Source organism: Acinetobacter sp. P1(2025) (genome assembly GCF_051390655.1).
GTDB lineage: Bacteria > Pseudomonadota > Gammaproteobacteria > Pseudomonadales > Moraxellaceae > Acinetobacter > Acinetobacter junii.
The window spans coordinates 15,794-30,113 of the sequence record NZ_JBPKBJ010000043.1 but is presented as its reverse complement, the minus strand read 5'-3'; the positions used below and the strand labels follow the sequence as shown (position 1 = coordinate 30,113).

Sequence of the window (14,320 nt, the reverse complement as noted above, 5' to 3'; positions counted from 1 at the left end):
TAAAGCGATTGATTGTAAAGAAATTCGACTATAACCACTTACCAAACCTAAATAGGATATTCTTAATGTCTGATAATTCACTGAAAAAAGGCAGATACACACGCCATAGCAATAAAATTGGGCTTTACTCCACAAGCCATGATCGAATTGGTTTTTTAAATAATAATAACGATGTGGTTTTAAGCTTCCCTTTTAAAGATACTGTGCTTGAAGCAGGTATGAGTAAAGAGGATTCAGGGCGTGAAGAACGCTTTTTACATCAAGAAATTGATGGAAAAGATATTGATACGTTATTTGAGCCAAAAGCATTGACTAATTTTCAATATTATTCGCACCCTTGCACAGCACAGCACAGCACAGCACAGCACACAGTAGACGAATCTGAAACTAAAATAAATTTTTTTGATCAAAATGGTGAATTACAACAAAACCTTTTAATTAAAGGTAATAACCTACTCGCTTTGCATTCTTTGAAGCAACGATTTTCTAATGCAGTAAAATGTATATTCATTGACCCACCTTATTATTTTATAGATACAAAACCTGCGGACACTTTTGCATATAATTCAAACTTTAAATTATCCTCTTGGTTGGTTTTTATGAAAAATCGCCTTGAAATTGCTAGAGAGTTTTTAAAAGAAAACGGCATTATTTTCATCACTATTTCAGATGATGGCGCACATTACCTAAAGGTATTAGCAGATGATATTTTTGGACGGGAAAATTTTATTGCGGATGTAATTTGGCAATCAAGAAAATCTATTTCTAGTGATGGTTTATTATCTATTTCAAGCACACACGTTCTTACATACGCTAAAGACAAAACAGCAATCAATAAGGCTCATTTTAAATTAGCCTTGGATATAGAGGGTTTTGATCTTGAGGATGAACTAGGTAAATACAAAATTGAACCATTTGATGCTCCTAATGTCCGTGAAAATTTAGAATATAAGATTACCAATCCTAATAATGGAGATGTTTATACGCCACCTAAAGGTCGTCATTGGCGTACAACAGAAAAAGAATACCTCAGTTTACTTGAAAGAAATCGCATTCAATTTGGTTCAAAGGGCTTAACTAAACCACAATTAAAAGTATATTTAGAAGATGCTATTGAAGCAGGTAAAGGAAAAGCTGCATCAACACTTTGGTCTGATGTAACACCTGATACAATTTTATGGACTTCTACTGATACCACCACAAACGCAACAAAGCACCAACAAGCCATGTTTGGTGATGTTGTATTTGAGAACCCAAAACCTGAAAATCTAATTCAACGTGCAATAGAACTATCAACTGATGAAAATGACATCGTTCTAGACTACCATTTAGGTTCAGGAACAACATGTGCTGTCGCTCACAAGATGGGACGCAGATGGATTGGTATTGAGCAAATGGACTACATCGAAGATATAACCAAAGCTCGCTTACTGAAAGTCCTTGAGGGTGAACAAGGTGGTATTTCTAAATCGGTGGATTGGCAAGGTGGTGGTTCATTTGTTTATTTTGAGCTAAAAAAATATAACCAAGATTTTTTAAATCAAATTATGGCAGCGAATAGCAAAGGCGAATTGGATGAAGTCTATGCTGATATGGCTAAAAATGCCTTTCTAAAATTTTGGTTTGATAAAAATGAGTTTGAAAAGGACGAAAACTTCCGTTCCCTTGACTTAGATCAACGCAAGGAATTGTTGATTAGCATTTTGGATGAAAACCAATTGTTTCTTAACCATGCTGATATGCGTGACAGTCGTTACCATGTTTCAGAAGAAGAAATGAATTTAACCGATTTATTCTATGGTGCTAAAAATGACTAAACGTGTAAAAAATAAAGTTAAAGATACGCTAGACCAATTTTTATTTAGTCAAATTGAATCTAACCCTGAATATCAGGAATGGGTGCAAGATTACAAACTCCCGACTTACATCACCGATAATCTTTCAAAAACATTGAGAGATTATCAGGAAGTTGCCATCAAGCACTTTATTTGGTTATTTGAACAAGACCCTAATAAAGCAAAGCACTTGCTTTTTAATTTAGCGACAGGGACGGGTAAGACGCTCACAATGGCGGCTGCTATTTTGTATCTTTACCAAAAAGGCTACCGTAATTTTGTGTTCTTGGTACACCAATTACAAATTAAGAATCAGGCAGTAAAAAACTTCACGGATTATAAGTTTTCTAAATATCTGTTTAACCCTAAAGGGGTTAAATTGAATGGTAAAACTATTAATGTTCGTGCTATTGATCGTTTTCAAGATGCTCAAAAAGATGCTATTAACTTCATGTTTTTCAGCACAGCACTTTTGTATAACCGCCTGACAGAAGATAAAGAAAATAGCTTAACTTCCCAAGATTTTGCGGATAATGCTGTTGTTGTGATTGCCGATGAAGCACACCGTTTGAATGTGGATACACGTAAAAAACTCAAGAAAACCGAAGAGGAAGATATTCGCAATTGGGAAACGGCTGTTCAATCTGCAATTTATGCTCGTCCCGATAATTTACTGTTAGAGTTTACCGCTACCGTAGATTTAGAAAATCCACTCATTCATAAAAAATACCGTGATAAGTTGATTCATCGTTACGATTTCCTGCAATTCAACAAGGATGGATACAGCAAAGAAGTCGGTTTTCTCTATAACGAAGAAACGCAGATTGAAGATCAAAAGCGTTTATTAGTCATCAATGCAGTGGTGATGAGTGAATACCGCAGATTACTCGCTGAGCGAGAAATGAATGTTCAGGTTAACCCAATTATTTTGATTAAATCCACTAAAATTGCTAAGAGTGAGGAAGATCGGGTATTTTTCCACAAAGTAATTAGCTCACTCAAAGTAAGTGATTTAGATCATTTGAAAAAATTAAGCTTAGACACACAGCAATCACTTATAGAAGAAGATAGAAACCGATTTATCTCTCAAATGTTTAGTTGGCTTGGTTCACGAAAATCAGGGTTGGTATCCCCCCAAGACCCTGATGGCTTAAATGCGTTTATTGCTGAAATTAAAATGCGTTTTCGTGAAGATAACAGCATGACGTATAACAGTCAGAAAAAAGAGAAGGCTGATTTACTGCCTTTGCTAGATAGCCCAAGAAATGTGATACGAGCAATTTTTTCTGTTAATGCGCTGAATGAAGGGTGGGATGTACTCAGTCTATTTGACATTATTCATTTTGATATTTCAGAATCTAAAAAAGTATCACTACAAGATATTCAGTTGATTGGTCGTGGTGCAAGATTGTGTCCATACAAACTGCCAAGAGCTTATAAGATTTCTCAAATTGGAGGGTTATTTGATGAAGAACATAGTTATGAGTTCGACCCATTCAAACGTAAATTTGATAATGCACCTCATGAGCATGGGCGTATTTTGGAAACTTTCTTCTACCACTTTGTTAAAACAGGCACGTTCTTAGATAACTTACAATATGCCTTACTCGATGAGGGAATTGTCAATAAAAGTATGGAAAAACGGACGATTAAACTCAAGTCCGAATTTCTCAATAGTGAAACCTATAAAAAAGGTTTTGTATTGGTTAATCAACAACTACACCGCAGTAAAACAACGGATACAGAAATTGATGCTACTTTTAGGAGGGAAATCAAAGCAAGTACCTACCGACTTTATACAAGAAGCTTAACGGATAAAGAGCAAAATAGTATTCAGGCAGGGATTCAGTATAAAACGATTCATTTAACCGATGAATACTTTTCCCCGTTAATCATCCGCAAGGCACTAATGTTGGCAGAAAATAATTTCTTTCGATTTAACCATCTGAAAAATCATATTGTTGGGATAGAGAGCATTGATGAGTTGATTGAAAAATATCTACCTTTATATGAGATTAAATATTCGTATTCGGAAGGTAAGGATATTGATCAACTTGAAGCCCATGAAAAACTGCAATTATTGGTCGGTGTGATTTTACCCGAAGTGCGTAAAGCGATAGATCGGCACATGCCACAGATTACGGGTAGTCATATTTTTAGACCTAAATCGCTATCCTCTATCTTTCAGCAAGAAAAGAATATTTACTTGGTTTCATTCCCTATCCAAGATTTAGATGGTGAAACAAGTGATCATGCACCTGATGAACGTGCAAAACCACAGTCAAACCATGACAACCCCGATCTACAATTTAATATTGAAGATGCCGATTGGTATGCCTACAGTGAAAACTATGGCACAAGTGAAGAAAAACGCTTTGTTAAGTTTGTTGCAACTCAAATTGACGAACTTAAATCACGCTACAAGGGTGCAGAGATTTACCTTATTCGCAATGAACTCGATTATTGGTTGTTTAGTCCTAAAGATGGTCGAAGATTCAGCCCTGACTATATGCTGATTATTAACGATGCTGAAAATGGGGAAATGTACTATCAATGCCTAATTGAGCCTAAAGGCGGTCATTTACTTGAAAAGGATGCTTGGAAAGAGGAAGTATTGATAAGTTTGGACGATGAAAGCCAAATTGTTTTTGACGCAGAACAAGATGATTCAAAAAACTATGTTGAGTTCTTAAATGAAGTCAAATCGCATGGTTATAAAGAGGTCAAGTGTTTAGGCTTTAAATTCTACAATACAGAACCACGCACTGAATCAGAGTTTGCCATTGATTTCCAAACAAGAATGCCGAGTTAATCTCGGCTTTTTCTAAATGTAAGCAATTGATTATTATATCTTTGTGCGGTTGCTACATAATATCGGATTTTTATAGGTGGCTTAAGCCACCTTTTTTTGTTTTAAAACTTGTATGAAGTCCAAAAAACACCTTTGGGAATTACTCTATAAATGTCTTTTTCGTGTAGCTTGATAGGATTGTCTATTTTGACAGGATGAAGTCTGTGCATTTTATGTGTTGAGCCATATTCGCCACAGTGATTACATCTTGTGGTGATGCGATCTGCTTCTAGTTTTACGTGCAGCTTTAATTGCTCACTTTGGCTGTTAATGATATTGGTCAGATCAACTAACAGTTGTGGATCGGTCACTTCATTCTCACCGATCTGTTGAAAGCTCGGCATATACTCTGTAATCAGATACTTGTTTGCGACCTCATAGCCTCTACCAATCGTCATAAAATAAAGGGGTTGTTTGCCACAAGAGCAGCTTTCCCTTTTAGTCAGTACAAAATCTGTTGGTTCGTTAATTTCTGAATCTAATTTATTAACTGAACCCCATACAAAAAGACCAAGTATCAAGCGATCAAAATCCTCTTGGCTGTAGGGAATATAGTTGGGATCAACAGTAAAATGATACGCATACACCGATAGGGCTGTCGGGCCTTCTTGGTTGTTTAAGCTCACATAAAATACGTTCCCGACTTGGCTTAAGGCTTGTAGGCTCTTTGATCCGAAAAAAGGGTAATCTGTAATTTTTCTCTCAATGAACCAATAAGACGTAATATCCTGTTCTTTTAATAACTCGGTGTATTTTTTGATTTCATCGGGGTTTGGAAGTCGGGGATTGCTTGTATGGAAAACGGCGATTTTCTGATAATCCTGATCCACCATATATACATTGGCTGTTATTGATTCACCTGTTGAAAGCTCAATCTTATGCTCATGGTTGATCTCACGCATGTATTCATTCAATAGCGAAAGAACCGTGTAATCAAAATATAAATTCAGCCTATCAATTTTTGCGTGAGGGCAGTTGCTATCTTTTTCATGGTCAAAAAACTGAACACCTTTAGATGTTCTTTTGGCAATGGCTTTCCCTGAACAACAAGGCAAAACATAACTATTTTGAGTGTTGTAACTCATCAAGTGTTTCCAACTATCTTCGCTTAATTTATAGCTATAAGTTAGGTTTTTCGATGATTCACTATAATATGCTGATAATGCCATTTCGATTATGTTCTACAGGTTGATAACATCATAAAAACATATATTTTATTTAATCTCAAATGCTTTTATATATTATATTTTTAATCTATTTTTTATTAAAAAATAGTGTTTTAGTTGGACAGCGAGTATTGTTTTGGTTGGAGAGTGAGTATTGTTTTAGTTGGACAGTGAGTATTATTTTTATACTTGCATTAATGAATACAAAATAGATTATTTATTTCTGTTTTTGTGGTATATTTTATAATATTAAGACCTAATCTTTTGGATAATAAAATGCAAAAAAGTTCGCACACTTTAATTTTAATTTTCTTTTTGTTTTCAATGTTTGTTGCTTTAATATTTTGTGCTTGGAATTTTCAGCGTGGAATTGATGATATTGAAATAAGCGAACAAAGCTACTTTGAACTCTATAATTTATATGAATATAAAAAAGGTAGCCAAGTTGGTAAAGAGTTGAAATTTAAGATTAATCGTTCTGCTGCTGATTCTAAAATTACTGTAAAAGAGTATGAGGAAATAACAGGTTCTCGTACTTCCCCCCAATTAACATCTAAGCCCGAAATGAAAAATATTTATCAAGAAGCCAAACGAAAGGTATTGATGCTTTAATTTGATAAATATTTTAAAATGAATTATTAAGTTGGAATTACATTATGAGAATTAGTCGTTTATTATTTTTAATTAAGGTTCTAAATAAAAAAACCCTCAAATCGAGGGCTTTTTTTATGCGGTTTTTACTTTGTGTTTATAGTTTTTCCACCTAGATAAAACCTCTGTTAATTCAGGCTGTGAGCTTAAGAGTTTTATCAGGAAGTCACGCACATATTCAATCGTTGCATAAGCACCAAAGCGTTTTTGTATCTTTGCACTAAACAATATTTTGGTCGCAATATTATTGATTTCCTCGTCACTTAGATGGTTAAAAACATCTAAAGTGTGTTTATCTTTTTCGACAGCCAATTGGGGTTTGTCTTGTTGAGTAGTCATGGTTCGTCCTATTAGCGATTCATTATGCGGTGCAATACTTTTTTAGCGATATTTAAAAAGACCACTAGAAGCAATGGAATCAATGCAAGTAAAAATATATTGGCGATTAATTTGATAAATGGTGATGTTTGCGGTACTGCATGAGTAACACCATCAGCAATAGTATTTATTGGGCTGTTCTTATCCAATTCCCGACCAAAACATACAATGCCATTTTGGTTGTTAGAAAACTCAACAGGGCGGTAGCCTTCGGATGTAATTGGGATTGCGTTGCGTTTGGAAAATACATCAAAGGTATGTTCAGATGAGCATAAAAATTTATTGTAGATCGCAAGTTTCCCATTGTTCATGGCATTGAAGTGTAAGGTTGCAACTTGAACACTAGAAATGGTTGGAAGCATTACGGCGGTAGCAATGACAAACGCTGCACCACAGGTTAAATATTGGCGAAAGAATGTTTTTCCGAGCTTTGGAAATTTATCCATCACCACAACCCAAAACATAAATGCTAGGCTTGCAAAAACAATGAAATTTGTCGCTAAGAAGTAAAAAATAGCACCAAAAAAAGGAAGCGCAAAAGTCGTCAGTTGTTGCCACAATGGGATGTTATTTGTATCTAGGGTAGTGCGCTCTATTGGAAATTGCATACATTCAGAAACAGTACCACTACTACGCACATTGGCAATGTTGAGAGCTTCTTTTAATAAAACCTGATCATTGGCATTAAGTTTGAATGCACTACAACTTGTTTTTAGTGTTTGCAATGTATCGCCAAAAAAGTGCTGATACATATAAATAGGTATGCAGATAACAAAACTATAAATGGCTAATCTAAAGATTTTTCCTGATAAGGTGTCGCTAGGAAATTCCTCGTTGTATCTTATCCATAAGGGGTTCTTTTGGAGTTTTGAAAGCATAACTCACCTATGATCTTGTTTTTTCTTGAGCCAAAAAATCTATCGCTTGTCTGTAACCTTTGTTCGCAGCCATTTCGATGAGATGTAATCCATGTTCCCGATGTTCTGCAAAACCGATTCCCTTGTAGATCAAGCAACCAAGTGTATATTGCGCTTCGGGTGATCCCGCTTCGGATGCCTTTACTCGTAGTTTTAACCCTTTACTTATATCAGCCTTATATCCATATAAGCCATTTTCGTAAAAACCCGCCATAACTTGCATAGATGGGGGAAAGCCTTTTTCTATACCCAAATTAAGATAGGACAAGCCTTTTTCTCTATCTTCATCACTTTTGCCCGAATATTCGATTAGGTAGATCGCTTTGGCGTGTAGGGCGAGTACATTATCTTTCTCAACACCTATATCTAGGTATTTTAATGCTTCCTCTAAAATTTGGTTTTTTAGCTTTATATCATTGATTGCAAGTTTCTTATTGGATTTGGGAAGTATGTCGCTATACAGTGATTCAATATAGGCATCTACTTCGTCAGCAATTTGATTTTGGCTTTTACCTGTCGCATCCGTGTTAATGGGCGTGTTATTTGTGATGTTTTCAAAATCAACGATTTCAATATATTGGTTAAGTAAAATTTGCCCGAGTAATGATTCAGCATGAGCAGTTGAATTGGGTTTCGCCCATTTTAGGATTTCAATTGCAGAATTAATATCTTGTCGCTTGATGTACTCTTTGGCAAACTCAATGCAAGCATCATTGTGACCATTACTTGCAGATCGCTTTAACCAAATATAGTAACTATTTTCGCTATCCGACTGATTCTTTAAATAATGAGCAAATTTATACTGTGCTTGCTCATTATCCATAAGAGCTTGTAAGTAGCATTTCCAACGGTTTATTAGGTTCATCTAGCTTCCCCTTAATTTTTCATTTTTAAGTCGTCCAAACCACCATCTTCAACATACTCGTCACCTTTTAAACGTAATGATTCAGGTGCGGATTTAATGTCGGCACTTTTCATCTTGTTCGCAATCATTTCTACAGCATCACCTTCTTTAATGCCATATTCATTTTGAATCACTTGAAGTACATCCCTACGTGTTTCAATGCCTGTGTCGGGATCAACGTATCGGTTTTCGTTAAACTTATCCATTTCTTTTACGTTGCGGTCACTTGCTTGAAAGTTACCAATCATTTGAATTTGGCGTGAAGTCACAATGCTTGTGAGATAAATCGGGTTTTCAGGCGTGTATTGTGGGTAATACAAATCCTTTGTGGCATTTAGTGCGAGTTCTTGTTCATTCGCTCCACTAATTTCAGGATTAGTATTCACATCAAGAGGTTGTAAATTATCCCCGCTTAATGTCGCCTGTGTGAGTTGGTTCCGTAACGATGGAATGATGTTTTTGTTGTCTGTCGCTTTGTAGTGATTGCTTGCTGTGATATTTGAATATTTTACGCCATGCTTGCTTTGGAAGTAGCTAAATGCGTAATCCTTTAACGTAACAGCTTGAATGTACTTTTGCGGTGGGAGCGCAACAGCATTCCCCGACTTAACCGAAATTAAAATAGGAAGTTTCTTTAATTCGCCCTTATTATTATCGAAAAAGGCGTATTCACATTGCATGTTTTTATTGCCTTTTAAATCCACAGTCGCAATCTTAAGATACGGCGTTCCATCTAAGAATGTCGCATAATTGGATACTTTTTCTGCATCCCCACCCATATCCGCATTTAATATAGATATTAAATTCGTTAAGTCATTAGCGTTTGGTGATCGAATATCAATATTACTTGCAGTTAATTTTGCAATCGTACCTTTTTCTTGGCTTTCAAGGTTGCTCAAACAGCTATCAAAGATCGCAGCTTGATATAGCTTGGATAGAGGGGCGTTAGCACTTGTGCTAAACGTGCTACAACTGCTAATGAAAGGCGTAACACCAATGGCTAGTGTAGAGAATATATAACCAATCTTTTTCATAATATTGCAGAAATAATATTTTGGATTTCGATGTTTAAATAATAACATTAATTAATTATTTGGGTTATTATTATTTTAATATTATCTAAATTATATCTTTTGGTATTCTTGTGGACTTATTAACTGTATTCATTATTGTGTTGGTCGTCATAGCTTTTATTCTTATTGGTGTCCTAAACGGTAAATACAAAAGAATTGAGCAAGGCCGAAAGGGTGAGGCTATTGTCACTAAAAAGCTAAATTTTTGGCTAAAGTCGTCATCATCCCATGTGTTAAATGACATTACGATCCCAACCTCTAGCGGTACTACCACCCAAATAGATCATCTTGTAATCTCTACAAGAGGTATTTTTTGTATAGAAACCAAAAATCTAAATGGAACAATCTACGGAAATAAAGACGATCAGAATTGGAAGCACTTTAATCGTAGAGGCGATAAAAACAATATGTTTAATCCACTTAAGCAGAATCGTGGCCATATCAATAATATCGCAAGAATACTCCGTATCTCACCTGATGAAATTCAAGGATTCGTGGTTAATGTCGGAAGTGCCAAGCTCAAAGGCGATATAAAACCCTTCTTTTCAAAACCATTAATTGAAACAGGTACAGGGTTTATTTTTAAGCTTTGGCGTTTACCAAAAAATGCTATCAGCCAAGATCAGGTGGATAGTTATTTAAATCAGATTCAATCGGTTGCTCTTGAGCGTAGTCGCAAGACGAACAAACAGCATATTAGCAACATTAAAAAGCGTTATAAGTAGGATAAACATTAATGAATAGTTTTAAAATAAAACCCATTATGGTCGCCGTAATGTTGGTTGCGGGTGTCAGTCATGTTCATGCTGAAAGTTGGCGCAAAATTAGCGATCTTCAAATATCTGAAAGTTATGTTGATCGTGATTCTATTCAGTACAAGCAAGAGCCAAATGGTCAGCTAGGCAACCAAATTAATTACATTACAAAGTTGGTGTCTAAGTCTAAAGAATCAGGGTTAGATAAAGGTAATTATGTTTTATCTAATGTGATAGATGACTGTACTACCCATGATCAAAAAATTCTAAGTTTGCGTATCTTTGATGCTAGGGATAATCTTCTTACCATTATGTCGGGTGGTGAGGGTTATGAGGATCGTCAAAATCTTGATCGGAACTCCGCACAGTACAAAGCGCATGAAAAGCTATGCCAAGAACTCGCTGCTCGTAAAAATCCTGTTGTAGCACCTGTTGTAGCACCTGTCGCTAAACCAACTCCACCTGTAGCTCCAACTCCACCAATTAATAAAGCCTTAACCCCGATTAAAGCTTTACCTGTTGCGCCTGTAGTTGAAACACCTGTTGCTATCGCATTGCCTAAAGGTGTTGATCCAAACAATGTAAATCAACAGGTAGTTAGCCAAATCCAAAAAGAAATTGACGATCCTGACAATACAACACCGATTGCTAAAAATAAGGCTATCGAGCAAGTTCAGCCAAAACAAACCGTTGCTAGTGATGATTTAATGGCGGTGGCGAGTTCTGCTACTACAGTTGCAACACAGACAAGCAATGTCCCAAATGTGGCTGAACAGCAAAGCCCTAAAGCTGTAGATGCTAACGCCGTAGCCACTCAAAATACTGATGTTAATTCAAAGGATCATAATTGGTCTTATGTTGGTACTAGCACCAATGTTAAAGCGTATGTTGATCAATTATCTATTCAGAAAAATGGCAATACCAATCGTGTTACCTATTTAGCTCGGTTCAATATTAATGAAAATTTGAAAGGCATGTTCAAGACAGGCGAATCAATGATGGTACGCACGGTTTCAGATTGCTCTAATGGCACAATGATGAAACTTAGCTCTATCCGTTATGACTTGAAAGGCAAAGAGCTTTCTCGTAAAAACTATTCAGGTAGTAGTGCTAAGTTTGAGAAAGTCACACCAAATACATTAAATGATTCTGTTCATAAAAGTGTTTGTTCTTAGTTTTGAATAGATATAAAAAAGGCCATTTAATATGGCCTTTTTTTTGCAGAATTAAGCGGTTTTTTGCGATTCAGCTTCGTACTGAATATTCCAATAATCAATTGCGCTGTCTTGGAATTGCACACGTTTACCGATCAACTTGAACAGTTGAACATTTTGCAGAATTTGAGTGAGGGCTTTTCCTTCCGTTTCATTTCCCGAAGCACGTGTCATTAAGCTCAAAATGCCTTTGTAGATTTTAGGGCGTTTTTCAGGATCATTCTGAATTTTTGATAAGCCTAAAAATAGACGTTCCTTATTTTTGACCTGTTTCACCGAGCTTGAGTAATCAACGATTTCAGCAATACGCTCCACAAACAACTCATAAGTTGCTAAATCTTGCTTTAACCGTTTTTTCATGTGGTTGGAAACAATGTACTGATTTTCGCCATTTTTTGCTTGGTTCGGTGTCTTTGAAATCAACCAATAGCTGATTGCACGGTTTAAAAATTCTTCCGTGTCATAGTCACCAATTAAAGGCTCTAGTTTTGCCTTAAGCTTGGTTTCAGTGATCGGCTTTGGTGTGTTGATTGCAAGGATCGTATTTCGCAAAAGATCAAAAGTTTCCACACTCTTTAAGGTGAATGGCTTTTTGATAACTTCCTGTTTTGCAGCTTTCGCATCCAATTGATTTAAATTAGGGGATGGCTCAAGCGTAAGTTCAGGTGGCTCAATATCTTGCTTCGTTGGTTCTACAACTTCTTTAGTTGGTTCTACAGCTTGTGCTAAGTCAGGTAAAGATTTAGCTTTCTCACTTTCAAGGGCCGACTTCAATGTAGATAGGCGTAACAACTTCGGATCGTTATAAACCTCACTCCCATCCTTGAAGAAGTTGATCGTTTCATAGCGTTTGAGTAGGCTCGTTGCATAATGAACTTCGCCTGTATTGTTTGAGAACATGAGCATTAATGCTTTCTCAAATTCATCGGCTGTCTTTGGTCGAGCGTTATAGTTCTGTGATGTAAGGATTAGTGTTGATAGGCTTGCAATAATACAGGCATCTTTTGGCGATAGAGAGATACTCATTTCTAAAAGCTGATTGTATTTTTGATTGCTTAACAGCTTCTCGTAACGATCAAATGTATAGTTGATCGTGTCTATTTCGTGATTGTTTAAAAGATATAAAACAAACCCTTTATTAATCGTAAATAGGTCGGCTGAATCTGTTTTAGTCAGTACGTTTGCACGTTTTAATTTGCTGAAAATCGTATTATTGGATACTTCTACTGTTGTATCGCCTTCCTCTGAAATTGCGAGATCAATCAGATTAAGAATCTCATTTTTTGGAACAGGGGTGTTGTTGTATTGTGCCTTCACAAAACTTGCACAGGTTAATCGCACAACATTCAATTCTTTACCGTTGGCAATCACCAAACCTTGTTTTTCAGCTTTGATTTGGCTACCAACTAAGGTATTTGGATTGATGTGCTGATTGTTTTCAGAAAAGTAGGTTGCATCGGTAAGCTGAATGAGCGATTCCTTAAAGGCTTCTTTGCGTGAAGCTTGTTGGAATGCCTCAATTTCATCTTCCTTGCTCATAGCATAATTTGCTGAATTTGAAACAGGGGCGGTTTCTTTTTTATTCCATGATTGAGCATTATCTTTGTGATGTTTAGTCGTCTGATTAAAGCGAGAGTTACCTTTCTTTAAAACAGCAATCACATTGCCATTATTTTTGACAGTTGTGCGTGACAAAACTTCTTGCTTCATCTTGTCTGCAAAACTTGTGCTTTCATTGCTTAAAGGTTGTGGGAAATCATCTTCATCATATTCATCCTGATATGTGCTGTGATTTGGGTATTCTTGGCTAATCGGTGGATTTTGAATTGGTGCTGTTTGTTTTTGCTGCTCTTGAACATCAAGCGTTGGGATGTTTGATGTATCGTTAAAAATGCCTTTTATTGAAAATTCATCGGCTATATTTTTTGAGCTTGGTGGCGTGGTTGCAACGATCTCTTTCTCTATGGTCGGTTGCGTTGGCTGTGATGGAATTTGTACATCTAGCTGTTGTTTCTTTAGTGGTTGAGGCGTGTTGATTGATTGTTCTGATATTGCAGTCATAGCCGTTTTATAGGCGTAATCTGTTGTGATGTATGTTGTTGGTATATGTTCAATATGGATTTTATTTGGCGGTGTTTTTAAAATATCATTCAGGTCTAAATCTTTTTGCTGAAAAAAAACAGAGTTGCTACTAATGTGGATTTCATCAAAGTTATTCTTATATAGCCCAATAAGATAAAAAAGAGTGAATACATCATTCCCATTATCCGTTAATGGCGGGGCTTTGTACATTTCAATCAAATCTTTCTTAAAAAGGTCTGAAAGCAGGGCAACTTCATCTATTGAATATGGGGCTATATTCTCTTGGTAGATCAAAATCGTCTTGGCGAATTTTTTGGAAAGTTGCTGTAGTATATTTGCTGAATAGTGCAAATTAATACTATCCAATAGCAATATTTGTTGCATGAATTTTCCTTGAGATATAGATAGATGTTTCTTATTGATAAAATAAATAGTATTTAATTTGAATAGTTAAGTCAATATATATGTTTTCAATGGGTTTTGAGTATTTTTTA

At 35.9% G+C, this 14,320-nt stretch carries 11 protein-coding genes; 5 read left to right on the top strand and 6 right to left on the bottom strand.

Annotation, left to right across the window (positions count from 1 at the left end; all coding sequences use genetic code 11):
• Window positions 1-65 precede the first annotated feature (65 nt).
• Entirely contained in the window at window positions 66-1,817 is a 1,752-nt protein-coding gene (locus tag ACSC97_RS11930; protein ID WP_161404915.1) for a site-specific DNA-methyltransferase, read from the top strand.
• On the top strand, window positions 1,810-4,647 hold the full coding sequence (locus ACSC97_RS11925) for a DEAD/DEAH box helicase family protein (RefSeq protein WP_436661122.1): 2,838 nt from the start codon (window positions 1,810-1,812) through the stop codon (window positions 4,645-4,647). The genes ACSC97_RS11930 and ACSC97_RS11925 overlap by 8 nt, the downstream gene beginning before the upstream one ends.
• 101 nt (window positions 4,648-4,748) lie before the next feature.
• On the opposite strand, the gene ACSC97_RS11920 is transcribed toward ACSC97_RS11925, so the two are convergent.
• Window positions 4,749-5,855 carry a hypothetical protein gene (locus ACSC97_RS11920; RefSeq protein WP_436661120.1) on the bottom strand — a complete coding sequence of 369 codons (1,107 nt, stop codon included), beginning with the start codon at window positions 5,853-5,855 and terminating at the stop codon, window positions 4,749-4,751.
• A 273-nt stretch (window positions 5,856-6,128) separates the two neighbouring features.
• On the opposite strand from ACSC97_RS11920, the gene ACSC97_RS11915 reads away from it, so the two are divergent.
• Window positions 6,129-6,464 carry a hypothetical protein gene (locus ACSC97_RS11915; RefSeq protein WP_436661118.1) on the top strand — a complete coding sequence of 112 codons (336 nt, stop codon included), beginning with the start codon at window positions 6,129-6,131 and terminating at the stop codon, window positions 6,462-6,464.
• Between the two features lie 114 nt (window positions 6,465-6,578).
• On the opposite strand, the gene ACSC97_RS11910 is transcribed toward ACSC97_RS11915, so the two are convergent.
• The 4 genes from ACSC97_RS11910 to ACSC97_RS11895 form a co-directional block, all read right to left on the bottom strand.
• On the bottom strand, window positions 6,579-6,842 hold the full coding sequence (locus ACSC97_RS11910; protein WP_436661116.1) for a hypothetical protein: 264 nt from the start codon (window positions 6,840-6,842) through the stop codon (window positions 6,579-6,581).
• 11 nt (window positions 6,843-6,853) lie between these two features.
• Window positions 6,854-7,606: a hypothetical protein gene (locus ACSC97_RS11905; RefSeq protein WP_436661114.1), complete on the bottom strand. Its 753-nt coding sequence runs from the start codon at window positions 7,604-7,606 to the stop codon at window positions 6,854-6,856.
• Window positions 7,607-7,766: 160 nt separating this feature from the next.
• Window positions 7,767-8,663: a hypothetical protein gene (locus tag ACSC97_RS11900; RefSeq protein ID WP_436661112.1), complete on the bottom strand. Its 897-nt coding sequence runs from the start codon at window positions 8,661-8,663 to the stop codon at window positions 7,767-7,769.
• 11 nt (window positions 8,664-8,674) lie between these two features.
• Window positions 8,675-9,736 (bottom strand): hypothetical protein, encoded by a 1,062-nt coding sequence (locus tag ACSC97_RS11895; protein WP_436661110.1) that lies wholly within the window; start codon window positions 9,734-9,736, stop codon window positions 8,675-8,677.
• Window positions 9,737-9,846: 110 nt separating this feature from the next.
• Here ACSC97_RS11895 and ACSC97_RS11890 point away from each other — a divergent pair, with 110 nt between their 5' ends.
• Together ACSC97_RS11890 and ACSC97_RS11885 are read left to right on the top strand one after the other, a co-directional pair.
• Entirely contained in the window at window positions 9,847-10,500 is a 654-nt protein-coding gene (locus tag ACSC97_RS11890) for a nuclease-related domain-containing protein (RefSeq protein WP_436661108.1), read from the top strand.
• Between the two features lie 11 nt (window positions 10,501-10,511).
• Window positions 10,512-11,705, top strand: a complete 1,194-nt coding sequence (locus ACSC97_RS11885) for a surface-adhesin E family protein (protein ID WP_436661106.1) — start codon at window positions 10,512-10,514, stop codon at window positions 11,703-11,705.
• Between the two features lie 51 nt (window positions 11,706-11,756).
• Here ACSC97_RS11885 and ACSC97_RS11880 read toward each other — a convergent pair whose 3' ends face one another.
• Window positions 11,757-14,210 (bottom strand): hypothetical protein, encoded by a 2,454-nt coding sequence (locus ACSC97_RS11880; RefSeq protein ID WP_436661104.1) that lies wholly within the window; start codon window positions 14,208-14,210, stop codon window positions 11,757-11,759.
• Window positions 14,211-14,320 lie beyond the last annotated feature (110 nt).

What these genes read in the sequence shown, in the direction of transcription:
- ACSC97_RS11930 (WP_161404915.1), top strand. Translation starts at nt 66, where the DNA reads ATGTCTGATAATTCACTGAAAAAAGGCAGATACACACGCCATAGCAAT.
- ACSC97_RS11925 (WP_436661122.1), top strand. Translation starts at nt 1,810, where the DNA reads ATGACTAAACGTGTAAAAAATAAAGTTAAAGATACGCTAGACCAATTT.
- ACSC97_RS11920 (WP_436661120.1), bottom strand. Translation starts at nt 5,855, where the DNA reads ATGGCATTATCAGCATATTATAGTGAATCATCGAAAAACCTAACTTAT.
- ACSC97_RS11915 (WP_436661118.1), top strand. Translation starts at nt 6,129, where the DNA reads ATGCAAAAAAGTTCGCACACTTTAATTTTAATTTTCTTTTTGTTTTCA.
- ACSC97_RS11910 (WP_436661116.1), bottom strand. Translation starts at nt 6,842, where the DNA reads ATGACTACTCAACAAGACAAACCCCAATTGGCTGTCGAAAAAGATAAA.
- ACSC97_RS11900 (WP_436661112.1), bottom strand. Translation starts at nt 8,663, where the DNA reads ATGAACCTAATAAACCGTTGGAAATGCTACTTACAAGCTCTTATGGAT.
- ACSC97_RS11895 (WP_436661110.1), bottom strand. Translation starts at nt 9,736, where the DNA reads ATGAAAAAGATTGGTTATATATTCTCTACACTAGCCATTGGTGTTACG.
- ACSC97_RS11885 (WP_436661106.1), top strand. Translation starts at nt 10,512, where the DNA reads ATGAATAGTTTTAAAATAAAACCCATTATGGTCGCCGTAATGTTGGTT.
- ACSC97_RS11880 (WP_436661104.1), bottom strand. Translation starts at nt 14,210, where the DNA reads ATGCAACAAATATTGCTATTGGATAGTATTAATTTGCACTATTCAGCA.